Below are 23570 nucleotides of genomic sequence, written 5' to 3' on the forward strand. Positions count from 1 at the left end.
GCCAGGAGGCTGAAAGACATGAGGCGAGTCGGGACATGGATCGCCGTGGGCGGTCTCCTGCTGAGCATGAGCGCCTGCGGCGGCGGAGGCGGCAGCGGCCCGGAGAGCACGGGTGGGCAGCCCGCCAAGGCGGAGGCGCTGTCCGTCGGGTTCGTGGCCGAGCCCGCCAACCTGGACTTCACCGCGACCGAGGGCGCGGCCATCCCGCAGGCGCTGCTGGTCAACGTCTACGAGGGCCTGGTCAAGCTGGACCAGGACGGCAAGATCCAGCCGCTGCTCGCCGAGAAGTGGGAGGTGTCGGAGGATCGCAAGACCTACACCTTCACCCTGCGCCAGGGTGTCACCTTCACCAACGGCGCGCCCTTCACCGCCGACGACGTCGTCTTCTCCCTCGACCGGGTCAAGTCCGACTGGAAGCTGAAGATCAAGTCGCAGCTCGACATGGTCAAGGACGTCGAGAAGAAGGACGACACCACCGCCGTCGTCACCCTCGACCGGCCCAGCAACGGCTTCCTCTACACCATGGCCACCCGGCTCGGCGCGATGTTCAGCCGCACCGGTGTCGCGGACCTGGCCAACCAGCCCGTCGGCACCGGCCCGTACAAACTGGGGGAGTGGCGGCGCGGCGACTCCATCCGCCTGGACGCCAACCCCTCCTACTGGGGCACGAAACCGGCGATCCCCGGCGTGACGCTGAAGTATTTCAAGGACGCCACGGCGATGAACAACGCGCAGCTGACCGGCGGCATCGACGTCATCTCCAGCGTCCAGGCGCCCGAGTCGCTGCAGCAGTTCGCCGACCCCAATCGCTTCGAGACGATCGAGGGCAGCACCAACGGTGAGGTGGTGCTGTCGATGAACAACGCCCGCCCGCCGTTCAACGACAAGAAGGTGCGCCAGGCCGTCCGGCACGCCATCGACCACAAGGCGCTGCTCGACACCGCCTGGGCCGGGCGCGGTCAGCTCATCGGCTCGATGGTCCCGCCCACCGACCCCTGGTACGAGGACCGCACCGGCGACTACCCCTACGACGTGGCCAAGGCCAAGGAACTTCTCGGCGGCAAGACGTACACCGTCAAGATGCGCATCCCCAACCTCCCCTACGCCGTGGCCGGCGCGCAGGTGGTCAAGTCGCAGCTCGCCCAGGTGGGCATCACCGCCGACATCGAGCCGCTGGAGTTCCCCGCCCGCTGGCTCGACCTGGTCTTCACCAAGGGCGACTACGACCTGTCGATCATCAACCACGTCGAGCCGCGTGACATGAGCATCTTCGCCAACAAGACCTACTACTTCGGCTACGACAATCCGGAGTACGGCAAGCTGCTCGCCTCCGCCGACCAGGGCAGCGAGCAGGAGCAGACCGACGACCTCAAGCAGGCCGCCAAGCTGCTGTCCGAGGACGCCGCCGCCGACTGGCTGTTCGGCTTCCCGAACCTGATCGTGGCGAAGAAGGGCATCACCGGGCTGCCGAAGAACGCCATCTCCGAGTCCTTCGACTTCACCGGGCTCGCCCAGCAGTGATCCTCTACCTCCTGAGACGGCTGGCGGTGTTCGTGCTGAGCACCGCCGTCGCCGGGGTGCTGGTGTTCGCCTTCATGGCCGTGCTCCCCGGCGACCCCGCCGAGGTCGCGCTGGGCGTGAACGCGACACCCGAGGCGGTGGCGGCGCTGCGCGAGCAGTTCGGCACCGACCGGCCGGCGATCACCCAGTTCTTCGACTGGTTCGGCGGGCTCGTCACCGGCGACTTCGGCACCTCCTACGTGACCAGCTCGCCGATCGGCCCGCAGATCGGCGACCGCCTCGGCGTCACCGCCGTGCTGGTGCTCGGCGGCATGCTCATCGCGCTGGTCATCGCGGTGCCCGCGGGGACGTTCGCGGCCGTGCACCACCGCAACCCGCTCGGCGCCGTCATCAGCGCCTTCAGCCAGGTCGGCATCGCCGTCCCGGCCTTCCTGGCGGGCATCCTGCTGGTGTTCGTCTTCGCGGTGCAGGCGCAGGTGCTGCCGTCCGGCGGTTACGTGCCGATCGCCGACGACCCCGTCGAGTGGCTGCGCGGCCTGCTGCTGCCCTGGCTGTCGCTCGGCCTCGTGCAAGGAGCCGTACTGACCCGGTACGTCCGCTCCGCGGTGCTGGACGTGATGCGCGAGGACTACCTGCGCACCGCCCGCGCCAAGGGCCGGGGCCGGATGGGCGCCCTGTGGCGGCACGGTCTGCGCAACGCCTCCATCCCGGTGATCACCGTGCTCGGCCTGCAACTGGCCACGCTGCTCATCGGCGCGGTCGTGGTCGAGCGCGTCTTCGTCATCCCCGGCCTGGGCGACCTGCTGCTCAACGGCGTCGCGGGCCGCGACCTGCTGCTCGTCCAGTGCGTCGTCATGGTGCTGGTGGTGGCCGTCCTCCTGATCAACCTCCTGGTGGACCTGGCCTACGCCGCGCTCGACCCGCGACTGCGGGGGGCACGATGAGGGGCCGGATCAACGCGGGCCTGGTCATCGGGGGCGTCCTGGTCGGCCTCGTGGTGCTGCTGGCGCTGCTGTCGTTCGGGTGGACGCCGCGCGACCCCGTGCTCGTCGACGCCGCCGCCAAGCTGCACGAGCCCGGCGGCGGTTACCTGCTAGGCGCGGACAAGTTCGGCCGCGACACCTTCAGCCAGCTCATGGTGGGCGCCCGCACCACCCTGTACGTCGGCGTGGTGGCCGTCGGCATCGCCGCGATCATCGGCACGCCGCTCGGCATCATCGCCGGGATGACCTCCGGCAGGCTCGGCTGGCTGTCCGAGCTGATCATGCGGGTCAACGACCTCGTCTTCGCCTTCCCGGCGCTGCTGCTGGCCATCATGCTCGGCGCCGTCTACGGGGCCGGCACGCTCACCGCCATGATCGCCATCGGCGTGGCCACGGTGCCCGCCTTCGCCCGCGTGTCCAGGGCCGCCACGATGCAGGTCATGGTGACCGACTACGTCCTCGCCGCCCGGGCGGCCGGGCGCCGGCGCACCGCCGTGGCGCTGCGCCACGTGCTGCCGAACATCTCCTCGGTGCTGATCGTGCAGGCGTCGGTGTCGTTCGCCATCGCGATCCTGGCGGAGGCGGCGCTGTCGTTCCTCGGCTTCGGCACCCGCCCGCCGATCCCGTCGTGGGGCCGGATGCTGCAGGAGTCCCAGGAGCTGCTGTTCTCCACGCCGCGCCTGGCGCTCTGGCCGGGTCTGGCGATCGCGCTGGCGGTGCTCGGCTTCAACCTGCTGGGCGACGGGCTGCGTGACTACCTGGATCCGAAACTCAGGAGGACCCGGGAGCGAACCCGACGCAGCGAGCGGAGTGGACGGCCGAGGGACGAGGCCGGCCGCGAAGCGAGTGAGGAGCGGTGAGCGACCGAGTGAACACGTTGAGCGTTGAGGGACTGACCGTCCGGGCCGGCTCGGTCGAGCTGGTCCGCGACGTGTCGTTCGAGATCGGGCCCGGCGAGCGGGTCGGGCTGATCGGCGAGTCCGGCTCGGGCAAGTCGCTGACCGCGCTGTCGCTCATGGGCCTGCTGCCCGAGGGCGTCACCGCCGCCGGCACCGCCCGGCTGGGCGAGCGCGACCTGGTGGGCGTCCCCGAGCGGCGGCTGAAGGCGCTGCGCGGCCAGGACGTGTCCATGGTGTTCCAGGAGCCGATGACCGCGCTCAACCCGCTCATGCGGGTCGGCGCGCAGGTCACCGAGGTCATGACCCTGCACGGCAGGCCCGCCGGACAGGCTCGCGCCCGCGCCGTCGAACTGCTCGGCCGGGTACGCCTGCCGCAGCCGGAACAGGTGGCCCGCGCCTACCCCCACCAGCTCTCCGGCGGCCAGCGCCAGCGCGTCATGCTCGCCATCGCCCTGGCCAACGAGCCCGGCCTGCTCATCTGCGACGAGCCCACCACCGCGCTCGACGTGACCGTGCAGAAGCAGATGCTCGACCTCATCGCCGAGGTGGCGCCCGCGCTGCTGTTCATCACCCACGACCTGGCCGTGGTCGCCTCGGTGTGCGAGCGGGTCCTGGTCATGTACGGCGGGCGCGTGGTGGAGAGCGGCCCGATCCGCGAGGTCTTCGGCGACCCCCGGCACCGCTACACCGAAGGCCTGCTGGCCGCCTCCCGGCTGACCCCGCGCGGCACCCGGCTGCCCGTCATCGCCGGCAGCGTCCCGGCGGCAGGCCAGTTCCCCGACGGCTGCGTCTTCAGAAACCGCTGCCCGCACGCCACCCCCGCCTGCGAGCAGGAACCCGCGCTGACAGGAGAGGGTCATGCCCACGCATGCCGGCACCCCGCTGATCGAGGCTAGCGACCTCAGCCGGGTCTACCACCGGCCGCGCACCTCCCTCACCAGAGCGGGCGAGGCCGTGCACGCCCTGCGGGGGGTGTCGCTGACCGTGCGCGCCGGCGAACGGTTCGGCATCGTCGGCGAGTCCGGCTCCGGCAAGTCCACGCTGCTCCGCCTGCTGTGCGCGCTCGACCAGCCCACCAGCGGGTCCATCCGCTTCGACGGCCAGGAGATCACCGGCAGGCCGGAGCGGCGGCTGCGCTTCCTGCGGCAGAGCCTGCAGATCGTCTTCCAGGACCCGATGAGCTCGCTCGACCCCCGCATGCGGGTGCGCGACCTCGTCGCCGAGCCGCTGGTCGCCCTCGGCGAGCCCGCCGGCGGGCGCGTCGCCGAGCTGCTCGACCAGGTCGGGCTGCCCGCCTCCGCCGCCGACCGCTACCCGCACCAGTTCTCCGGCGGGCAGCGCCAGCGCATCGCCATCGCCCGCGCGCTCGCCCCCCGCCCCAAGGTGCTGGTCGCCGACGAGCCGGTCAGCGCCTTGGACGTGTCCGTACGCGGGCAGATACTCAACCTGCTGGCCGACCTGGTCGACGAGCTGGGCCTCACCCTGGTCTTCGTCTCGCACGACCTGTCCGTCGTCCGGCATGTCTGCGAGACGGTCGCGGTGATGAACGGCGGCGAGATCGTGGAGACCGGAGCCGTCGACGACATCTGGGCCGAGCCGCGCCACGCCTACACGCGCACGCTGCTGCGGGCCGTACCCACGCTGGAGGGATTTCTGTGATCGAGGTGGACGCCCGCGGGGTCGTCGAGTTCACCCAGGCGCTGGTCCGCGTGCCGAGCACCAACGACCCGGCGCGCGGGCGCAGCGAGCAGGCCGCCGCCGACCTGGTCGCCGCCAAGATGCGCGAGTGGGGCTGGCAGCCCGGCGTGTACGAGGCCGCCCCCGGCAGGCCGAACGTGGTCGCCGTCGTCGAGGGCGGCGGCGGGGACGGGCCGACGCTGATGTTCGAGGGCCATACCGACGTCGTCACCGAAGGGGACCTGTCCACGTGGACGGTGGACCCGTTCGGCGGCGAGATCCGCGACGGCAGGCTGTGGGGCCGGGGCAGCGCCGACATGAAGTCCGGCCTGGCCGCCACCCTGTACGCCACCCGGGCGCTGCAACTGGCCGGACCGTTCCCGGGGCGGATCAAGGTGTGCGCGCTGGCCGACGAGGAGGGTCTCATGCTGGGGGCCCACCACTTCGTCGCCGAAGGGCTCGGCGCCGACGTGGACGGCGCGATCGTGGCCGAGCCCGAGGCCGGGGAGATCTGCGCCGTCGCCAAGGGGGCGCTGCGGCTGCGGGTCGACTTCACCGGCAAGATGGCGCACGGCGCGATGCCGCAGCACGGCCGCAACCCCATCCAGGCGGTCGGCGCGCTGCTGACCGAGTTGCGTTCGCTGGAGCGGGACCTGCAAAGCCGCCACCCCGCCCACGAGCATCTCGGCGAGGTGTACGTGACCCCCACCGTGGTCCGCGCGGGCACGGAGGAACAGGTCAACGTCATCCCCGCGACCGCCTCCGTCTTCATCGACGTGCGCACCATCCCCGGCCTGGAGCACCAGGCGGTCGCCGACCGGGTCGCCGCCCTGGCCGCCTGGGACGGGATCACCGCCGAGGTGTCCGTCCTGGTCGACCGGCCGCCCGTGGACATCCCCGTCGGCGACCCGGTGGTGGCCGCGCTCGCCGCCGCGCACCGCGACGTCACCGGCGCCGAGCCCGTCTACGGCGGGGTCCCCGGCTCCACCGACGGCACCGTGCTCACCCACTGGGGCGGCATCCCCTCCGTCGTGTACGGCCCCGGCGGCAAGTGGATCGCCCACCAGTCGGACGAGTACGTCGAGGTGGCCGAGATCGTCCAGTGCACCCGCGTCTTCGCCGAAGCGGCCCGCCGCTTCCTGACCCGGAGCCTGGGGTGAGCGGTCCGTCGTTCCCTTCCCCGGAACCTCAGGTCAGGCCTGGCCCGGCCAACTCCCTGGGGGACGTCGCCGGGCTTCGGGTCGGGCATGCTCAGCGGGCCGGTGACGGCTACCTGACCGGCACCACCGTCGTCCTGGCGCCGCCCGGCGGCATGGTGGCCGGGGTGGACGTGCGCGGCGCGGCCCCCGGCACCCGCGAGACCGAGCTCCTGGACCCGCGCAACCTGATCGAGCGCGTGCACGCCATCGTCCTGTCGGGCGGCAGCGCCTATGGGCTGAGTGCGGCCTGCGGCGTCATGGACCGGCTCGCGGACGGGGGCGTCGGCTTCCCGGCGGAGGGCGGCGTCGTCCCCATCGTGCCGGCCGCCGTCGTCTACGACCTCGGCAGAGGCGGACGCTTCCGCGCCACCCCGGACGCCGCCTTCGGCCACGCCGCCTACGACGCGGCCACGTCCCTCCAAGTGGACGGCTCCGATGGCCATGCGGCCACGTCCTTCCAAGTGGACGGCCCTGATGGCCACGCGGCCTGCGGTGGGTTTTCGGGCGGACTGAACGGGTCTGTCGGGGCCGGGACCGGGGCCGTGGCGGGTGGGCTCGCCGGGGGTGTCGGGACCGCGAGCGTGGTGCTGCCCTCGGGGGTGACCGTGGCCGCGCTGGCGGTGGTCAACGCCGCCGGGTCCGTCCTGGATCCGGGCAGCGGGGTCCTGTCCGGCACCCGCTACGGACTCCCCGGCGAGTTCGACCACCTGGGTGAGCCGTCGGCGGAGGAGGTCGCCGCCTGGCGGCCCGCCGGGGTGACCTCGCTCAACACCACCATCGGCGTCGTCGCCACCGACCTGACCCTCACCAAGGCGCAGTGCGGCAAGCTCGCCGGGGTCGCGCACGACGGGCTCGCCCGCGCCATCCGGCCCGCGCACACCATGGTCGACGGCGACACCATCTTCGCCGTCTCCACCTGCGCGCTGCCCCCACCGCGACCCGAGCCGACCCTGTACGGATCCCGCCCGGTCACCACTCCGGCGGCCGGCGCCCCTGGAGACGGCGCGGCGCCCGACGGAGCGTATCTGCACGACCTGCTCGCGGCCGGGGCCGATGCGTTCAGCCGGGCCGTGGCGCACGCGGTGCTGGCCGCGACCGGGCGCGCGGACGCGCCCGCCTATCTCGACGCGTTCCCGAGCGCCCTTCGGCGAACGCCATGACCGATCAAGGGGGAACAGTGACGTTCGCAGGCTCCTGGCCGGCCGGGCTTCCGGTCGGGGACGGCTGGGCCGAGGCTCCGGCGTACAGTGACGTGATCTTCCCGTACGACGGCTCGGTCGTGATGAGCGCGCCCGTGGGGGACGCGGCGCTGGCGGCGCGGGCCGTGGAGGAGGCGCTCGCGGTCGCGCCCGCGATGGCCGCGCTGCCGTCGCACGCGCGCCGCGCCGCGCTGACGAGCGCGCACGACGCGCTCGCCGAGCGGCGGGCGGAGTTCGAGCGGCTGCTCGTGCTGGAGACCGGCAAGCCGCTGGTGGACTGCCGGGTCGAGGTGGCGCGCACGCTCGTCACCCTGGCCACCGCCGCCGAGGAGGTGGCCCGGCTGCACGGTGAGACGGTGCCGCTGGACCTGCTGCCGTCGGGGGAGGGGCTGATCGGGTTCTGGACGCGGCGGCCCATCGGCGTGGTGGCCGGGATCACCGGCTTCAACTATCCGCTGCTGCTGGCCGCGCACAAGATCGCTCCGGCGGTGGCGGCCGGCTGCCCGGTGATCGTCAAGCCGGCTCCCGCGACGCCGCTGGCCACGCTCTGGCTGGTGCATCTGCTGCGCTCGGCGGGCGCGCTGCCCGCCGCTGCGGTGCAGCTCGTCACCGGGGACGTGGCGGTCGGCCGCACGCTGGTGGAGGACCCGCGGATCGGCGCCGTGTCGTTCACCGGCTCGGCCGCCGCCGGGCACGCCATCGCCCGCGCCGCCGCCCCCACCAAGGTGCTGCTGGAGCTGGGCTCGAACGCCGCCCTCGTGGTGGCCGCCGACGCCGACCTGGAGGCCGCCGCCGACGCCGTGGTGCGCGGCGGCTACTACGCCTCGGGGCAGGCGTGCATCTCGGTGCAGCGGGTGCTGGTCGAGGAGGCGGCGCACGAGGAGTTCCTCGACCTGCTGGCCGCGCGCATGAAGGACGTGGTCGTGGGCGATCCGCGCTCGCCGGAGACGCGGGTGGCGCCGCTCATCGACCCGGCGGCGACGGACCGGGTGCTGGACTGGATCGACGGCTCCGGGGCCAGGCTCGTCACCGGCGGCGTGCGCGACGGCCGGGCCATCGTGCCGACCGTGCTGGCCGACGTGCCCGGCGGGGCCGCCGCCTGGGACGAGGAGATCTTCGGTCCCGTGGTGTGCGTACGGCCGGTGCCCGACCTGGACACCGCCTTCGCCACGGTCAACGCCTCCCGGTACGGCCTGCACGCCTCGGTCTTCACCCGGTCCCTGGCCACGGCGTTCGCGGCGATCGAGCGCATCGAGGCCGGGGGAGTGGTGGTGAACGAGGTGCCGGGCTTCCGGGCGGACAACATGCCGTACGGCGGCGTCAAGGACTCCGGCATCGGCCGGGAGGGCCCGCGCTTCGCCATCGAGGAGTTCACCGTCACCCGGATGGCCATCATCCGGCCCTGAGCTCACCCGCTCGCGGCCCTCTTCGCCGGCCCGAGGACCATGCAGGGAGGGCCAATTTCGCCCCCTTCAAACGCCTGGAAAGGTAAAGAAATGGGGCAGGGATCCCTTGTGTCACAGGGGATCCCGAGGGGGAGTCAAGTCCGTCACTTGCATCGTTCCATACCGTTCACTTACCTTTGAGGCATCCGAGGTACACGCCAGGGATTTTCATTACCCGCGTGACCGTTGCACATCGCCGAGACCGCGTCTGACCTGTGCGAACGTTCGATCACAGGTGCGACGCGGCCGCCGAATCCGCGATATCGCGAAACCGGGGACCCACGTAATTCCGGGGTGAATCGGTTGCTCTCTCCTGAGGCATCCGTAGGGCACTTCCACGCCCGAACCCGTCAGCTAACCCGGTAGGCGGCATGGAAGCAAGGAGCACCCTCTCAGAATGGCAAAGAACATCTTCAAGCGCGCCTCCAGCCGGTCCAACATCGTCACTTTCGCTCTTGGACTGAGCGTGGCCGCAGGCGCCACCCTGGGCGGCACCTCCGCCATGGCGGCAGAGCTCCCGTCGCAGCAGAAGCCCGTTCCCGCCGCCCAGACCGGCAAGGTCAGCACGCAGTCCGTGCTGCGGGTCGCCGAGTCCCAGATCGGCGTGAAGGAGAACGCGGCAGGCGGCGGCACGCCGTACCACAGCTGGTACATGTCCTCCCCGCGCGCGAGCGAGACGCTCGCCCGTGACGGCGGCGGCAAGCCCGCGCTGTACGCCAACGCCCCGTGGTGCGCGATGTTCGTCTCCTGGGTCGGCGAGAAGGCCGGCGCCCGCGCCTCGGTCGGCTGGGACGCCTACACCGTCACCTACGCCGGCTGGTTCAAGGACAACAACCGCTGGGGCAGCGAGGCCAAGCCCGGCTCCGTGGTCTTCTTCGACTGGAACGGCGCCAAGGACATCAGCGGCATCGACCACGTCGGCCTGGTCAAGAAGGACAACGGCGACGGCACGATCACCACGATCGAGGGCAACACCGGCAACGGCAAGGTCGAGGAGCGGGTCCGGCCCACCTCGCAGGTCGCCGGCTACGGCTACCCCGAGTACGCGGCCTGACCCCCGGGCCCACCACCCGCAGGACGCCACTGTCGGCTTGAGTAGGCTGCCGGACAGTGGCGAGCCTCACCCGGGCGCGCCTGCCCCGCAGTCCCCCAGGAAGGCGCTCATGCACCTCGTTCGTTGCTCTCGTTCCTCCCGCTGGGCAGTGCGCGCCGCGGACGGCTACCGCGCGCTGCCCGCCGGCTTCTCGCTCGGCGACGCGCTCTCCGCCGATCTCGCTCACTTCCGTACGCTGCTCGACGCCGCTGCCGAGCGGTTCGACGAGGTGGCGCCCGGCGCGCCCGTCGACCCCGACACCGAGGTGTGGGCGGCCGGGGTCACCTACCGGCAGTCCCGCGAGGCCAGGGTCGAGGAGAGCACCGAGCCCGACATCTACCAGCGGGTCTACGACGCCGAGCGCCCCGAGCTGTTCTTCAAGTCGATCGGCAGGCGGGTGCGCGGGCACGACGAGGCCATCGGCGTGCGGCCCGACTCCACCTGGGACGTCCCCGAGCCGGAGCTGGCCGTGGTGGTCACGGCCGGCGGCGAGATCGCCGGCTACACCGTCTGCGACGACGTCAGCTCCCGCTCCATCGAGGGCGAGAACCCGCTCTACCTGCCGCAGGCCAAGATGTTCGCCGGCGCCACCGCGCTCGGCCCCGGCATCCGTCCCGCCTGGGAGATCCCCGACCCGTACGCCCTGGAGATCGAGATGACGATCTTCCGTGGCGGCGAGGTCGCCTGGGAGGGCACCTCCGGCACCGGGCAGCTGCACCGCCGCCTCGACGACCTGGTCGGCTACCTCTTCCGGGCGGACCGCTACCCCCGAGGCGTCATCCTGTCCACCGGCACCGGCCTGGTGCCCGGCCAGGACTTCACCCTGACCCCCGGCGACCGGGTGCAGATCCGGGTCGACGGGGTCGGGACGCTCGCCAACGACGTGCTGCCCGCCCTGGAGATCGGCTGACGGCTCAGCGGGGCGGGTCGAAGCGGCCGTCCACGGCGGTCCAGCCGCCGTCCACGTAGAGCACCGAGCCGGTGACGAAGCTCGCGGCGTCACCGGCCAGGTAGACCACCGCCCCGGCCATCTCCTCGGCGGTGGCCCAGCGGCCGAGCGCGCTCTTGGCCGCGTACGCGTCGTACCAGCCGGGGTTGTTCTTGATCTGCTGGGTCAGCGGCGTCTCCACCACGCCCGGCGCGATCGCGTTGACCCGCACCCCGTGCGGGCCGAACTCGGCCGCCGCGGTCCGCAGCAGTTGCACGAGCCCGGCCTTCGTCGCCGAGTAGACGCTCTGGCCGGGCTCGGTCACCGAGGCGCGGATGGACGCGAAGCCGATGATCGAGCCGCTGCCCCGCGCCACCATGCCCGCGCCGAAAGCCCGGAGCACGTCGAACGAGGCGCGCAGGTTGAGCTGCACGACCCGGTCGAACTCCTCGCCCGAGTAGTCCAGCAGCCGCTTGCGCACGTTGGTGGCGGCGGTGAACACCAGCACGTCGGCGGCGATCTCGTCGGCGCACGCCCGGACCGCCTCGCTGTCCAGCACGTCGAGCAGCCGCGCCGTGCCGCCGCACCGCCCGGCGGTGTCCTGCGCGGCGGCCAGGTCCCGGTCCGCGCACACCACCGAGGCGCCCTGCGCGGCCAGCGCGAGCGCCGCCTGTCTGCCGATGCCGCTCCCGGCGCCGATGACCACCGCACGCCGCCCGTCCAGGCGGAACAACCGCTCGTATGCCGTCATGAGAAGCACCTTAACGACTGGTCTGACCAGTGCACCAGGTCGGGTGACGGTCAGAGGTCCGCGACGCGCGCCAGGACCTCCCGCAGGAGGGACGGGCTGGTGGCGAAGTTGAGCCGGGCGAACGGGGCGCAGTCCACGTCGGTGCCCTGGGCGAACTCCGCCCCCTCGCTGAGCAGGACCCGCGCCTTGTGGAGCAGATGCTCGGCCGGGGCCGCCGCGCCGATCGGCGTGTCGGTGAAGTCGAACCAGCTCAGATAAGTCGCCTCCGGCGAGTGATAACGCAGGTCCCACGGCAGCGCCGCGGCCCACCGGGCGACGAGGCTCCGGTTATGGTCCAGGGCGCGCATCAGCTCCGCGAGCCAGGCGTCACCCTCACGCCAGGCCGCCACGGTGGCGACCCGGCTCAGCGTGCTCGGCGTGCCGAAGTAGTCGAGCGGGGCCTCGGCCAGCGACCGGTGCACGCGTTCCGCGCCGATGTGCGCGACGGCGCAGCGCAGGCCGGCGATGTTGAACGCCTTCGTGGCGGAGGTGGTCGTGATCGTACGGGCCGCGGCGTCGTCGTTCAGTGACGCGAACGGGATGTGCCGGGCGGGCCGGAACGCCAGGTCGGCGTGGATCTCGTCGGCCAGGACCACCAGGTCCAGCTCCGCGGCCACCTCGGCCAGCGGTGCCAGCTCGGCGCGGGTGAACACCCTGCCGGTCGGGTTGTGCGGGTTGACCAGCACCAGCATCCGGCAGCCCTGGGCGCGCAGCCGGTCGGCCAGGCCGTCGCCGTCGAAGTCCCAGCCCGACTCCCGCCGGCGCATCGGCAGCGGCACGACCCGCCGCCCGGACCTGAGGATGCTCGCCAGGAACGGCGGATAGGTGGGCACGTGGATCGCGACGGCGTCGCCGGGCCGGGTCGCGTGCTCGATCATCACCTGCAGGATCTGGATCAGATCGGTGAACACGCGCGTCCGTCCCGGCTCCGGCCGCCAGCCGTGGCGGGTGGCCATCCGGTCCTCGAACGCCTCGGTCACCGGATCCCCGTCCGGCCAGAACGGGTAGCCGAAGTCCTGCCGCTCGGTGACCCGCAGGATGCTCTCCCGCACGGCGGGCGGGACCCCGAAGTCCATGTCGGCGACCCAGGCGCCGAGGGTGCCCGGAGGCAGCGAGCCCCACTTGACGCCATGGCCGGAGCGCAGGCGATCGACGTCCACGGCGTGGAAGGCGTCGCCGGTCATGCCCTGGCCTCCGCGCCGGCCAGGATGACGTCCCGGATGATCTCCATCTGGCCGTGGTGCTGGGCGAGCTCCTCGTACACGTGCAGCAGCGCCGCGCCCTGGGTCAGCTCGCGGTCGGGGCCGAGGAAGCCGGGCGGCGGAGTGCCGCGCAGCGGGTCGGCGGGGGCGGCGGCGCGGGCGTCCTCGGCCAGGTCGGCGCGCACCGCCGCCGCCCGCTCCAGCAACGGGCGCACCGGGCCGGAGGCGGTGAACTCGGCGTCGCGGTCCCGCGCCACCTCGCGCCCCGCCACCAGGGTGCCGGCCCAGTACGAGACCACGCCGAGGCAGTGGGTGAGCAGGGCGTACGGGCTGTTCGCGCCGGGGAACGGCGGCCGGACGTTGGCGAGCTCGTCATCGAGCCCCGCCACGATGCCGCTCATGCCGTCCAGGGCACGGCGGACGAAGTAGAGGTAGTCGTCGTCAGTGATCAAGAGGGGTCTCCGCGAGCCGAGCGGTGAGGTCGTCACCGGCTTAACAGGTGACGCCAACATTGCGCTCCGGCCGCGTCACCTGTCAAGCTGGTGACATGGGTTTCGTGTTCGTCAGCGGCGACCTCGCCCTCGACCTGGCCGGGACGCTCAAGTGGCGGCGGAGCGATCCTGAGGAGCTGCTGGTCACGCCCGCCGACCTGGCCCGCTGGACGGTCGAGGCCGGGGTGCTCAGCGACGAGCCGCCGGTGGACGCCGCCGGGCTGCGGCGGACACGCGCGCTGCGTGAGGTCGTCTACCGGCTGGTGCGCCACGGGATGGACGGGCTGCCCTGGCCGGAGGACGACCTGCGCGAGCTGAACCGGGCGGCGGCGGGCCCGACGCCCCGGATGGCCCTCACGACCTCCGGCCTGAGCCGGACCGGCGACATCGCGGCGGTCGCCGCCGAGGTGGCCCGCGCGGCCATCGCGCTCCTGGCCGGCCTGGACCGGCTGCGCGTCCGCGAGTGCGGCCACCCCGACTGCACCCGCGTCTACATCGACCGGTCCCGGGCCGGCAACCGGCAGTGGTGCGGCATGGAGGAATGCGGCAACCGCGTCAAGGCGGCCAACTACCGCTCCCGGAAGGCCCGATCCGTCAGCGCTTGATCTCCGACCGCCCGCTGAGCGGGCCCAGCGTGATCAGGTACGCGGCCCCGCTCATGGCGCCGTACGGTGAAGGCGACGCGGGCCGCCAGGAAGACCTTACGGTCGCTCGGCACGCTCGGCCTGGCCACCCGGCGCGGCCGGCTCTGACCATGCGCGCCGGGGGTTACCTCCGGTTGTTCGACACCACGGTCGAGCGGCCGCGGACGTGGACGGGCTCGCCGACGCCGACCAGCTGGTAGAGGCGGTCGGCCGCCTTCATCGGCAGGCGGACACAGCCGTGCGACGCCGGCCACAGCGGCACCCTGGTCGAGCCGTGCATCGCCACCCCGCCGACGAAGTACAGCGAGTTGTACATCGACCCGAGGGGCCCGGTCGTCCAGCCGGGAGCCCGCGTGGTGACGCGGAAGTCGCCCACCGGGGTCGTCGCCGTCCGGCAGCGGCCACCGTTGCAGAAGGTCACCCCGGCGCCGCTGGACATGTGGGTGATCAGCACCGGGCGGCGGTCCCGGTAGACGACGAGCAGCTGCCGGCGCAGGTCGATCTCGACCCGGTCGCGGGCGCCGTTCGGCACGAGCGGGCGCGGCCGGCGCGGACGGTTGAGCGTCCGCCACATGACGTGGTCGATCTTCGCGCGCGGGCGGATGCCGTGCAGCTTCTGGAAGCCGTAGACGGCGGCCGTCGTCGGGTCGTCGTACACGCCACTCACCCGGCCCCAGAGGTAGCCCTCGTCGCGCAGCAGCCGCTGAAGCCGTTCGACGCTGTCGCCGCGGTCGCCGGGACGAAGGACGATCTCCAATGGTGTGGTGTCGGCGACGGCGGCACCTGGAACGACCGGGAATCCCAGGCAGAGGGCGAGCACCAGGGGCCGGTGAACGTTGATCACAAACGGTTCGTAACCCGAATGATCAAATGGCTACCCCATGAAACCAAATTTTTCCGCCAAGGCCCGCGAGGCAGCTTTATCCGGAGAAATTGGGTCATAGGCCATATGTGTGCTCGGTGGGTTCCGGAAATGGTGAGACTTTGAGCGCACATTACATTTATGCAAGATAAAGCGGATGATCGACAGGGGTATGTCTGGCGCTGTGGCGGGGCGTTTGAATCGGGCGCCCGCCTCCAGGTCGATAAACCCATGAACGGAACGATCGCCCATGAAGAATGAAAGTCGAGTGCCCCACGCACTCTTCTCCAAGCGAGCCGTCACCCTGGCACTCGCGACCGCGGCGGCGAGCGTCATGCTCCTTCCGGCCGCGCAGTCGGCCAGTGCCGGCACGCTGCAGGTGGCCGGCGCCGCCGTCCAGATGACCTTGCTCGGCGAGAAGCCGATCCTGGGCTGCAAGCGCGGCTGCGGTCACCGCCGCCACCACTGCCACCACAACAGCTGCGGGCACCGCCACCACAAGCACCGTCACAGGCACGGTCACAAGCACGGCCACCACGACAACGTCCGTCACATCCACATCCCGGTCCCGGATGACCACAAGGATGACAGGCACGACGAGGACGACGACTTCGACGAGGTCGACAGGCCCGTGCGGCCTGAGGTGCCTGAGGTGCCCGAGCGGCCTGAGAAGCCCGAGAAGCCCGAGAAGGACTACTGGGACCACGGGGACAGAGAAGACTGGAGGAAGGTCCACGGCAAGCTTCCGTGGTGGTCCGCCGGCGACGACCACGGCAAGCACCCCTGGTGGGTCGACCAAGAAGACGTGCCCAGGGGCGACTGGCGCGGACCGGAGCCCAGGGGCGACTGGAGGGCGCAGGAGCCGAGGAGCGACTGGCGGGGACCGGAGCCCAGGACTGACTGGCGGGGAGCGCCGCCCAGGACTGACTGGCGGGGTGCGCCGCCCAGGAGCGACTGGCGGGGCGCGCCGCCCAGGGGCGACTGGAAGAAGGCTCACGACCACCACGGCAAGCTTCCGTGGTGGAGCGCCGACGAGAGGAACCGCAAGCACCCCTGGTGGGTCGACTGACGGTCTTGGCCGGCGTGAACACCGCCGTCACGTCGACGGCTGCTGAGCCTGGCCGTAAAGGCCGGCTTGGCGCTAAATCCGAGGCGAATGCCGCATCCATCCGTGGGTGCGGCATTCGGCCGACTATAGAGGGATATATCCGGAAACGTTGACGGCTCTCTTTTCCCGTCCCTAAACTCATCATGGAATGAATTCCAGGGTGGGAGATGAGCATGCGAAAGACTCCGGCCGCCGTCGGCAGTGCGTTGTTCTTCGCCGCCGCCCCCGGGACCGTCGCGGTCCTCATTCCTTGGTGGATCACCGGCTGGCAGCCTCGCGCGCCGCTCCCCGTCGCGCTGATGCTCCCGATCAGGCTGGTGGGAGTGCTGCTGACCCTCGCCGGGGCGGTGGTCCTGGTGCAGGCGTTCGTCCGGTTCGTGGTCGAAGGGCTCGGCACCCCTGCTCCGGTGGCTCCGCCGGAGCGGCTCGTCGTCGGTGGTTTCTACCGATACGTACGCAACCCCATGTACGTCGCGGTCCTGGCTTCGATCATCGGTCAGGGCCTCCTGCTCGGCCGGTTCGACCTGCTCCTTTACGCCGCGGTGGTCGGCGCCGCGGTGACGGCCTTCGTCCACTGGTACGAGGAGCCGCTGCTGCGGCGCAGTTTCGGCGCCGAGTACGACGCCTACCGGGCGGCCGTGCCGGGCTGGCTGCCGCGCCTGCGCCCCCGCGACTCCTGACCCCGGGCCGCCCCGAAGGAGCCTGGAGCCCCATGTCCTCGGGAGTTTGACGACAAGTCACTATATGTGGTCAGCTCGTAACTTCTGTTGCTGATGGGTTGATTTACACCGCTTCGGGGGAACCTCTTCCATGCCTTTCAGGCACGCCCTCGTACGCCTGCTCGCATCCGCGTCACTGGCAGCCGCCGTCCTGGCCCCTCTGCCCTCCACCGCCGACGCGCGTACGACCGCCGACGTCCGGACAACCGGCGACGTCCGTACGACGAGCGATGCGCGTACGACCAGGGACGCTCGTACGACCAGGGACGCTCGTACGGCTGCCGTCGCCGTTGAACCGGTGCCCCCGGTGCGGCAGCCGGCGCCCGCGTCGGCCGATGTCCCGATGGAGCCGTCCGCGGCCACCGTCGCGGTGGAGACCGACAAGGGCCGGGTCGGACCCGAGGCGCCCGAGGTGACGACCCCCGCGGGCCCCGCACTCGTCGAGCGGATCGAGGCCGAGGCGAGCAAGCGGGCAGGCGGCCCGGGGCCGGACCTGCGGGCCGTGCTGCCGGACACCGCCCAGGCCGCTCCGCTCAAGCTGAGCACCCCGGTGGCGGGGCTGTTCAACGCGATCCGCCTGCCGGTCGGCGCCCTGACCTACCGCCTGTGCGTGCAGAGCGCCGAGGTGCCCGTCTCCTGCTCGGGAGGCCAGCCGCTGGTCAAGCCGGTCGCCGCCGACGTCACCGGCGACGGCGTCGCCGACCTCGCGGCCAGGCTGCTGCCCACCGCCCAGCAGCAGAAGTTCACCGGGCTCGATTTCACGGTCAAGCGCCTGCCCGGCCGTCCCGAACTCCAGGCGCGCGTCTGGGCCGAGTACGACGAGCGCGTGTCGATCGGTTTCGACGGCATGCGCGAGGGCTCGGCGCTGTCCGCCTCGGACCGGGGCACGTTCACCGTCGACCCCACGGGCAAGCGGGTCAAGGCCGAGGTCGAACGCACCGACCCGGGCGCCTCCGCCGCCGTCGTGGCCGGGCTGACCGGCCGCACCCTGGTGCGGCTGCGGCAGACGCCCGCCACCGACAAGCTCACGATCGACGCCACCCTGAACGCGACGAGGCTGGACCTCACCGCCTCATCCCCGGCCAGGCTGGACGCGCTGGTGGTGACCGGCGACCGGCTGACCCGGGCGGTGCTGGATCGGATGCCCACCCGGGCGCGGGTGACGATGAACCGCGGCGGGGACGGCGACACCGAGGTCCAACTGACCGCCGCCGCCTCCATCGGCCAGGCCGAGCTGCACGACCAGACCTACGACGACGGGCGGCTGTCCAGGCTGGCGAGCGTGACGCTGGGGGACGTGCCGCCCGCCTTCACCGCCAGGTACGGCGCCACCGGCGCGAAGCAGACGCTGGCCCTGGACACCCGGCTGCGCCGGGCGGGCACGGCCCGGGTCGTCTACTTCGACAGGGCGGCGGCCAAGACCGTGCTGCGGGCGGAGCTGAGCGGCCTGCCCGCCCGGCTGCGCCTGACGAGCGACCCGGCGGAGCACCGGGTGCGGCACTCGACCAGCTCACCGATCGGCAGGTTCGCGCTGGTGGCGCAGCGTGGCGGGGGTGCGATCTCCACCCTGCGGGGCGGCCACGTCACGATGATCAAGAACGGGCCGGCCGTCGGCGTCTCGGCGCTGCTGTCCGGGCTGTCCGGCTTCGACGTCACCTACGGCGCCAAGCCCCGCGCCCTCCTGACCGCCACCGCCGGGGGCCGCTCCTTCGTCGGCGCCGCCAGTATCGACGGCATCCACCTGGCCAGGATGGAGATCTCCAACACCCCCGCCCGGGTCGACGTGACGCTCGACCCCGCCACCAGGAAGGCGGTCTACCAGGCCAGCGGCGACATCGGCAAGCTCCGCGCCGCCTACGCCAACACCCGCCAGGGCCCCACGATCGAGGCGACGGTCCGTGGCATACGCGGTGACGTCAGCGCCTCGTGGACGCTGGGGGAGCGGTCGACGGTCGCGTTCACCAGTTCCTCCCCCTTGCCGAACGTCCAGGTCTACGCGAACAGGAAATACGTCACCAAGCCCGGCGGCGAGGACGTCCACGCCGCCATGGACGGCGTCGGCAAGCGGGCCGAACTGGTGGCGGACACCGCCGCCAGGACCCTGACCTGGACCGCGGACACCCCCGTCCGCTCGGTGACCGCGCTCGCCCGCGTCAAGCTGCAGGGCCGCGAGGTCCGGGCCGCCGCCCGGGTCACCGGTGTGCCCACCCGTTTCGACGCCTCCTGGAACCCGGGCGACTACCACTTCCGCGGCCTGTCGGGCCCGGTCGGCACGGCGGCGCTGGCCTTCACCAACCACGACGGGGCCAAGGCGCCGGCGGGCCCCCACCTCGCGGCCCACTACGACGAGGCCACCGGGGACCTGGACGCCAGCGTGCGGATCCAGGGCCTGTCGGCGGTCCGGCTCACCCCCGAGGGCGAAGGACTGACCGCCGACTTCCGCGCGGCCCGGCAGCGCCTCGCGATCGACGCCGACATCACCCGGGGCGATCTGCGCTTCGGCGTGCTCGGCACGCTCGGGCCGGTGGTGGAGAAGGGCAGCCGCCTCACGCTCACGGCCGCCGGCTCGACCCTCAGCTACGCGGGCACCCGGCTCGACGTGCGGGCCCGCGCCTGGCTCGGCAAGGCGGGCGCGCTGCGGCGGATGCCGGCGGCCCCCGCGGTGGCGGGCGGGCTCTCGCTGGTGGACGGCGGCTGCGCGGCGGGCTCGCAGGGGTGCGCGCCTGGCCCGTTCTGTACGGCCAGAGGCTGCTTCGGCATGCAGGGATACCTCGACGTGACCGGACTGCCCGAGCGGGTCACGGTCGACCTGGCCGCCAGGACGTTCACCTTCGACGGATACCGGCCGGGCAGCCGGGGCCTCGGCGTCTACCTGGCCAGCACCGTCCTGGCCCCGGTGCCGATCAAGGCCACGGCCAGGCTCACCGGCCTGCCCTCGAAGATCACCCGGATGTCGCTCGGCCCGTTCGAGGTGACCGGGGGCAACACCGTGCGGGCCTTCTACCGCATCGAACCGGCGGCCACGCTCGGCTCCCTGTCCGTGCACGCCCAGGCCGGCGACCTGCGCGGCCGGCTGACGGTCGAACCGGTGCCCGCCGTGGTCGCCGTACACGGAAGCTACGGTGCGAAGACCCGCGTCCGGGTGCAGAACTCCGCGGCCGTCGACCGGCTCACCGCGAAGGTCACCCTGCCCGGGGCGGGCACCGGCGAACTGCGGCTGAAGGACGTGCCCGCCACGTTCGGCGTGGACGCCGACGCGGCCGGTGGCGGGGTGCGCGTGCCCGCCCTCACCTACAAGGCCGAAGGGGGTGCCAGCACGCTGGACGGCCACCTCGCCGTGGAAGGCGGCCTCACGGACCGGCGGGGCGAGCTCGGGGCCGTGTCGATCGCGGTGACCGACCTGGCCGCGGACACCACCGTCAGGCTCAAGCCCGACCTGTCGCTCGACCTGGTGTCGAAGCCGGTGCCCACCGGGCGCATCGAGCTGCACGCCGGGCTGACCGTCGAGCCGGTCGCGCGCCAGCCGATCAAGCTGGCCAAGGAGGTGCCCAGCACCAAGGGATTCCTCACCTACCGCGTGGGCGGCGCCTTCGCGCTCGGCAGGAGCACGATCGAGGATCTGTCACTGAGCGTCCGGCGGGTGTCCTGGCTCAGGATCCGGCCGGGCCAGATCCCGTTCGACCTGAAGGCGCCGCGCGCGGTCGGCTACCTGACGCCCGGCGTCGAGGGGGACTATGCCCGGCTCGACGTCGGCGCCGAGGGCGTCAAGCTGCGTCCCGACGTCAACCTGCGCCTCAGGCTGGTCAAGGACGTCGGTGGTGACGTGTTCCACGAGTCGGTGCGGATCGGCCCGACCACCTCGCTCGCCCTGCGCCGCTACGACCAGCGGATGCGGCGGATCGGCGCGCAGCATGAGGTCAGCGCGGCCGGGGTGCGGCTGGCCTGCCTGGCGGTCAACGCCAAGCCGGGCTTCGCCGGGAAGGGCAAGGTGAACTCGATCACGCTGCGCGGCTCCGGCGGCCCGCAGATCATCTCGCTGCTGGACGCGGGCGGCCGGGTGCCGGACTACGCGGTCGACCTGCTGACGCACTTCATGTCGCCGTTCCCCGGGGCGCACTGGAAGGTCGCGGAAGCGCGGGCGGGCGGGTGCGCCGGCCCGGCCTGACCCGCGCCTTCACGCCCCCGGCCTGACCCGTGCCTTCACACCAGGGGCTCGCCCAGGCGCACCAGGCGCCGCCCTTCCTGTTCGAGCACCTCCCGCACCGTCCACAGCCGCTCGGCGACGACCGTGCCGTCCATGGTCATGTAACCGCCGACCCGGACGAGGGGGCGCCCGTCGTCGTCTCGGATCAGCTCCGCCCGCGCCTCGGTGTCGTCGGCGAAGTTCAGCAGGAAGTCGTCATTGTCGGCGGGGGCGTCCAGGATCATGCCGGGGGCCAGATGAGGGTCGGTCGTCTGCACCAGATACGCGCTCATGGTGCGCCCACTACCCCGAATCCGCACGATCCTGCCTGTGCAGGGGGGTAGGTTGACCCCGCCGTCAGCCAATACGGTGAAATATCACCATCCTCTACTGGCTGGAGTTATCAGTGCCCCTGTTCGACCTGCCGCTTGAACAGCTCCGCGACTACCGCCCCGAGCGCGACGAGCCCGCCGACTTCGACGACTTCTGGTCCCGTACGCTCGCCGAGGCGCGTGAGTTCCCGCTCGACGCGACCTTCACTCCGTACGACGCTCCGTACACCAATGTCGAGGTGTACGACGTCTCCTTCGCCGGGTGGGGCGGCCACCGGATCAACGGCTGGTTGCTGACGCCGAGCGGCGCCGAAGGGCCGCTGCCCTGCGTCATGCACTACATCGGCTACGGCGGCGGGCGCGGGTTCCCGCACGACCACCTCATCTGGCCGGCGGCCGGGCACGCGGTGTTCGTCATGGAGACGCGCGGCCATGGCGGCGCCCAGACGCAGAGCCCCGGCGTCACCGGCGACCCGCACGGCTCCGCCTCCTCGCAGGCGCCCGGCATGATGACCCGCGGCATCCTGGACCCCGACGACTACTACTACCGGCGGGTCTTCACCGACGCGGTACGGGCCGTGGAGGCCGCCGCCGCGCATCCCGCCGTGGACGCCGAGCGCGTCATCGCCTCCGGTGCCAGCCAGGGCGGTGGCATCGCCCAGGCGACCGCGGTCCTGCACCCCGGCGTGCGGGCCGCCCTCATCGACGTGCCGTTCCTGACGCACTTCCGGCGGGCCGTGGAGATCACCGACCGGGACCCGTACCAGGAGCTCGTCCGTTTCCTGGCGACCCGCAGGGACACCGCCGACCAGGTGTTCACCACCCTGTCCTACTTCGACGGCGTCAACTTCGCCGCCCGCGGCCAGGTGCCGGCGTTGTACTCGGTGGCGTTGATGGACTTCGTCTGCCCGCCCTCCACGGTCTTCGCCGCCCACAACCACTGGCAGGGACCCAAGGAGATCACCATCTGGCCGTGGAACGGCCACGAGGGCGGCAGCGGCTACCAGCGTGAGGAGCAGCTCCGCTTCCTGCACAAGCTGCTCGGCGACGGCTGACCTGCCGCCCGACCGGCCGCCGGTCCGGTACGAAACCGGCACCGGACCGGCGCTGGCGGGTCAGGCCGGGCGTTCGGTGACCAGGAAGGACACCGCTCCCTGGTCGTCGGCGCCCGCGTCGAGGGACTTGTCGTCCAGCACCGTCGCGGCCACCTGGTCGAGGTAGACGCGGGCGCCTTCCGCCTCCACGACCTCGTCGGCCGGCTCAGGAGCCGTGGCCAGCGAGAGGGTCAGCGCGTTGGCGCCCTCTCCCTGGGACGAGATGCGGATGCCACTCTGCGTCGGCTCGGGCGCCGCCGCGGTCAGGTCTCGGATGGCCTGTGCTGCGTTGGCTGTCAGGGTGAGCACTAGGGCTCCTCCTCGCGTTCGACGTATATGAACTGCCTGCCCTTCCCTCCTCTGCCGAGCCCAACCATCGGTGCCGAAATTCTTTGCCGACCCGTCGGCGGTTCCCGGCGTGGCATACCGGGCGGAGACATGCCGATCTTCATTACTGTACGTGACTGACCTACCGCTGACGGTAGGCACGTCTATTCGGGGGACAGTCATGACAATTCAGCGTTCGCATCTCGTTCCGCTCGCGCTCGCCGTGGCCGTGCTGACGGCCGGCTGCGGCGAGGCCACTACCGGGGCCGGGACGGCGGCGAGCGCGTCGCCGCAGGCCCAGGCCGACCAGGTCGCGCTGTCCGACCAGGACCGGATCTGGATGAAGAGGATCCACCAGGGCTACCTCGCCGAGACGCGGGCGGGCGGCCTGGCCGAGCGCAAGGGCGCCAGTGCCGCCGTCAAGGAGCTGGGCACGAAGCTGGTCAGCGCCCACACCGATCTCGACGCCGAGCTCACCCAGGCGGCGGCCCGGCTCGGGGTCGAGTTGCCGTCGGCGCTGTCGGGGGCGCAGGAGAAGGCCGGGAAGGCGCTGGAGGGCGCCTCGCGAGAGGAGTTCGACCGGGCGTTCGTCACCGCGATCCGCAAGCAGCACGCGACCGCGCTGAAGGAGACGCGGACCGAGCTCAAGAAGGGGAGCTCTCCCGAGGTGAAGGCGATGGCCACGAGCGCGCTCGCGGTCCTGCGTCACCATGTGCTCCTGACCAAGACGGCACTGAACAAGGACTGACACCGTTTTTGCAGGAATTGTCATGAAATATCGGTGAAAGGAAATTCTAGGTAATTAGGGTGCACTTGTGGATGTTTGGGGTATTTGTCCGTCTTGAACCACCTGTCGGCAGGGGAACGGGCCGGC

At 71.9% G+C, this 23570-nt stretch carries 22 protein-coding genes and 1 riboswitch; of the genes, 16 read left to right on the top strand and 6 right to left on the bottom strand.

Annotated features, from left to right (window positions below):
* Positions 1-18: 18 nt before the first annotated feature.
* From OHA68_RS33305 to OHA68_RS33350, 10 genes are all read left to right on the top strand, one after another.
* The gene (locus tag OHA68_RS33305; protein WP_327103779.1) at positions 19-1521 is read left to right on the top strand and encodes an ABC transporter substrate-binding protein; all 1503 of its coding nucleotides are present in this window, start codon (positions 19-21) and stop codon (positions 1519-1521) included.
* Entirely contained in the window at positions 1518-2465 is a 948-nt protein-coding gene (locus OHA68_RS33310) for an ABC transporter permease (protein ID WP_327103780.1), read from the top strand. Before OHA68_RS33305 ends, OHA68_RS33310 begins: the two co-directional genes overlap by 4 nt.
* Positions 2462-3364: an ABC transporter permease gene (locus OHA68_RS33315; protein ID WP_327103781.1), complete on the top strand. Its 903-nt coding sequence runs from the start codon at positions 2462-2464 to the stop codon at positions 3362-3364. The genes OHA68_RS33310 and OHA68_RS33315 overlap by 4 nt, the downstream gene beginning before the upstream one ends.
* Entirely contained in the window at positions 3361-4299 is a 939-nt protein-coding gene (locus tag OHA68_RS33320; RefSeq protein ID WP_327103782.1) for an ABC transporter ATP-binding protein, read from the top strand. The genes OHA68_RS33315 and OHA68_RS33320 overlap by 4 nt, the downstream gene beginning before the upstream one ends.
* The gene (locus OHA68_RS33325; RefSeq protein WP_327103783.1) at positions 4262-5062 is read left to right on the top strand and encodes an ATP-binding cassette domain-containing protein; all 801 of its coding nucleotides are present in this window, start codon (positions 4262-4264) and stop codon (positions 5060-5062) included. The genes OHA68_RS33320 and OHA68_RS33325 overlap by 38 nt, the downstream gene beginning before the upstream one ends.
* The gene (locus tag OHA68_RS33330) at positions 5059-6240 is read left to right on the top strand and encodes a M20 family metallopeptidase (protein WP_327103784.1); all 1182 of its coding nucleotides are present in this window, start codon (positions 5059-5061) and stop codon (positions 6238-6240) included. The genes OHA68_RS33325 and OHA68_RS33330 overlap by 4 nt, the downstream gene beginning before the upstream one ends.
* The gene (locus tag OHA68_RS33335; RefSeq protein ID WP_327103785.1) at positions 6237-7439 is read left to right on the top strand and encodes a P1 family peptidase; all 1203 of its coding nucleotides are present in this window, start codon (positions 6237-6239) and stop codon (positions 7437-7439) included. Before OHA68_RS33330 ends, OHA68_RS33335 begins: the two co-directional genes overlap by 4 nt.
* 17 nt (positions 7440-7456) lie before the next feature.
* Entirely contained in the window at positions 7457-8884 is a 1428-nt protein-coding gene (locus OHA68_RS33340) for an aldehyde dehydrogenase family protein (RefSeq protein WP_327103786.1), read from the top strand.
* 276 nt (positions 8885-9160) lie between these two features.
* Positions 9161-9307, top strand: a riboswitch (cyclic di-AMP (ydaO/yuaA leader).
* A gap of 13 nt (positions 9308-9320) precedes the next feature.
* Entirely contained in the window at positions 9321-9977 is a 657-nt protein-coding gene (locus OHA68_RS33345) for a CHAP domain-containing protein (protein WP_327103787.1), read from the top strand.
* Positions 9978-10086: 109 nt separating this feature from the next.
* Positions 10087-10926: a fumarylacetoacetate hydrolase family protein gene (locus tag OHA68_RS33350; protein WP_327103788.1), complete on the top strand. Its 840-nt coding sequence runs from the start codon at positions 10087-10089 to the stop codon at positions 10924-10926.
* A 4-nt stretch (positions 10927-10930) separates the two neighbouring features.
* Here the strand turns inward: OHA68_RS33350 and OHA68_RS33355 are convergent, their stop codons facing one another.
* The 3 genes from OHA68_RS33355 to OHA68_RS33365 are packed head-to-tail and all read right to left on the bottom strand — an operon-like array spanning position 10931 to position 13388.
* A complete protein-coding gene (locus OHA68_RS33355) occupies positions 10931-11695 on the bottom strand; it encodes an SDR family NAD(P)-dependent oxidoreductase (RefSeq protein WP_189139306.1) in 765 nt (254 codons plus the stop codon).
* Positions 11696-11745: 50 nt separating this feature from the next.
* Positions 11746-12918 carry a MalY/PatB family protein gene (locus OHA68_RS33360; protein ID WP_327103789.1) on the bottom strand — a complete coding sequence of 391 codons (1173 nt, stop codon included), beginning with the start codon at positions 12916-12918 and terminating at the stop codon, positions 11746-11748.
* Positions 12915-13388, bottom strand: a complete 474-nt coding sequence (locus OHA68_RS33365; RefSeq protein WP_327103790.1) for a mycothiol transferase — start codon at positions 13386-13388, stop codon at positions 12915-12917. Before OHA68_RS33365 ends, OHA68_RS33360 begins: the two co-directional genes overlap by 4 nt.
* A gap of 95 nt (positions 13389-13483) precedes the next feature.
* Here OHA68_RS33365 and OHA68_RS33370 point away from each other — a divergent pair, with 95 nt between their 5' ends.
* Entirely contained in the window at positions 13484-14032 is a 549-nt protein-coding gene (locus OHA68_RS33370; protein WP_327103791.1) for a CGNR zinc finger domain-containing protein, read from the top strand.
* Between the two features lie 163 nt (positions 14033-14195).
* Here the strand turns inward: OHA68_RS33370 and OHA68_RS33375 are convergent, their stop codons facing one another.
* Positions 14196-14915 (bottom strand): L,D-transpeptidase family protein, encoded by a 720-nt coding sequence (locus OHA68_RS33375; protein ID WP_327103792.1) that lies wholly within the window; start codon positions 14913-14915, stop codon positions 14196-14198.
* 286 nt (positions 14916-15201) lie between these two features.
* Between OHA68_RS33375 and OHA68_RS33380 the strand changes: the two genes are divergently transcribed.
* The 3 genes from OHA68_RS33380 (at position 15202) to OHA68_RS33390 (ending at position 20925) form a co-directional block, all read left to right on the top strand.
* A complete protein-coding gene (locus OHA68_RS33380) occupies positions 15202-16002 on the top strand; it encodes a hypothetical protein (RefSeq protein ID WP_327103793.1) in 801 nt (266 codons plus the stop codon).
* 212 nt (positions 16003-16214) lie between these two features.
* Positions 16215-16721, top strand: a complete 507-nt coding sequence (locus tag OHA68_RS33385) for a methyltransferase family protein (protein ID WP_327103794.1) — start codon at positions 16215-16217, stop codon at positions 16719-16721.
* A gap of 130 nt (positions 16722-16851) precedes the next feature.
* Positions 16852-20925, top strand: coding sequence for a hypothetical protein (locus OHA68_RS33390; protein WP_327103795.1), 4074 nt, complete (start codon positions 16852-16854; stop codon positions 20923-20925).
* Positions 20926-20960: 35 nt separating this feature from the next.
* Here OHA68_RS33390 and OHA68_RS33395 read toward each other — a convergent pair whose 3' ends face one another.
* Positions 20961-21236, bottom strand: coding sequence for a hypothetical protein (locus tag OHA68_RS33395; RefSeq protein ID WP_327103796.1), 276 nt, complete (start codon positions 21234-21236; stop codon positions 20961-20963).
* Between the two features lie 113 nt (positions 21237-21349).
* Here OHA68_RS33395 and OHA68_RS33400 point away from each other — a divergent pair, with 113 nt between their 5' ends.
* On the top strand, positions 21350-22330 hold the full coding sequence (locus tag OHA68_RS33400; protein WP_327103797.1) for an acetylxylan esterase: 981 nt from the start codon (positions 21350-21352) through the stop codon (positions 22328-22330).
* Positions 22331-22390: 60 nt separating this feature from the next.
* Here the strand turns inward: OHA68_RS33400 and OHA68_RS33405 are convergent, their stop codons facing one another.
* Positions 22391-22678 (bottom strand): Fe-S cluster assembly protein HesB, encoded by a 288-nt coding sequence (locus OHA68_RS33405; RefSeq protein ID WP_189139296.1) that lies wholly within the window; start codon positions 22676-22678, stop codon positions 22391-22393.
* A gap of 199 nt (positions 22679-22877) precedes the next feature.
* Between OHA68_RS33405 and OHA68_RS33410 the strand changes: the two genes are divergently transcribed.
* Positions 22878-23444 (top strand): DUF4142 domain-containing protein, encoded by a 567-nt coding sequence (locus tag OHA68_RS33410; protein ID WP_327103798.1) that lies wholly within the window; start codon positions 22878-22880, stop codon positions 23442-23444.
* The last annotated feature ends 126 nt before the right edge of the window (positions 23445-23570 follow it).

Origin of the sequence: Nonomuraea glycinis (genome assembly GCF_035920485.1) — a bacterium.
In the GTDB taxonomy this organism is placed as follows: domain Bacteria; phylum Actinomycetota; class Actinomycetes; order Streptosporangiales; family Streptosporangiaceae; genus Nonomuraea; species Nonomuraea glycinis.

Coding starts and splice junctions, on each gene's coding strand:
- OHA68_RS33410 (WP_327103798.1), top strand. CDS start 22,878: ATGACAATTCAGCGTTCGCATCTCGTTCCGCTCGCGCTCGCCGTGGCC.
- OHA68_RS33385 (WP_327103794.1), top strand. CDS start 16,215: ATGCGAAAGACTCCGGCCGCCGTCGGCAGTGCGTTGTTCTTCGCCGCC.
- OHA68_RS33390 (WP_327103795.1), top strand. CDS start 16,852: ATGCCTTTCAGGCACGCCCTCGTACGCCTGCTCGCATCCGCGTCACTG.
- OHA68_RS33305 (WP_327103779.1), top strand. CDS start 19: ATGAGGCGAGTCGGGACATGGATCGCCGTGGGCGGTCTCCTGCTGAGC.
- OHA68_RS33345 (WP_327103787.1), top strand. CDS start 9,321: ATGGCAAAGAACATCTTCAAGCGCGCCTCCAGCCGGTCCAACATCGTC.
- OHA68_RS33325 (WP_327103783.1), top strand. CDS start 4,262: ATGCCCACGCATGCCGGCACCCCGCTGATCGAGGCTAGCGACCTCAGC.
- OHA68_RS33350 (WP_327103788.1), top strand. CDS start 10,087: ATGCACCTCGTTCGTTGCTCTCGTTCCTCCCGCTGGGCAGTGCGCGCC.
- OHA68_RS33370 (WP_327103791.1), top strand. CDS start 13,484: ATGGGTTTCGTGTTCGTCAGCGGCGACCTCGCCCTCGACCTGGCCGGG.
- OHA68_RS33360 (WP_327103789.1), bottom strand. CDS start 12,918: ATGACCGGCGACGCCTTCCACGCCGTGGACGTCGATCGCCTGCGCTCC.
- OHA68_RS33315 (WP_327103781.1), top strand. CDS start 2,462: ATGAGGGGCCGGATCAACGCGGGCCTGGTCATCGGGGGCGTCCTGGTC.
- OHA68_RS33395 (WP_327103796.1), bottom strand. CDS start 21,236: ATGAGCGCGTATCTGGTGCAGACGACCGACCCTCATCTGGCCCCCGGC.
- OHA68_RS33355 (WP_189139306.1), bottom strand. CDS start 11,695: ATGACGGCATACGAGCGGTTGTTCCGCCTGGACGGGCGGCGTGCGGTG.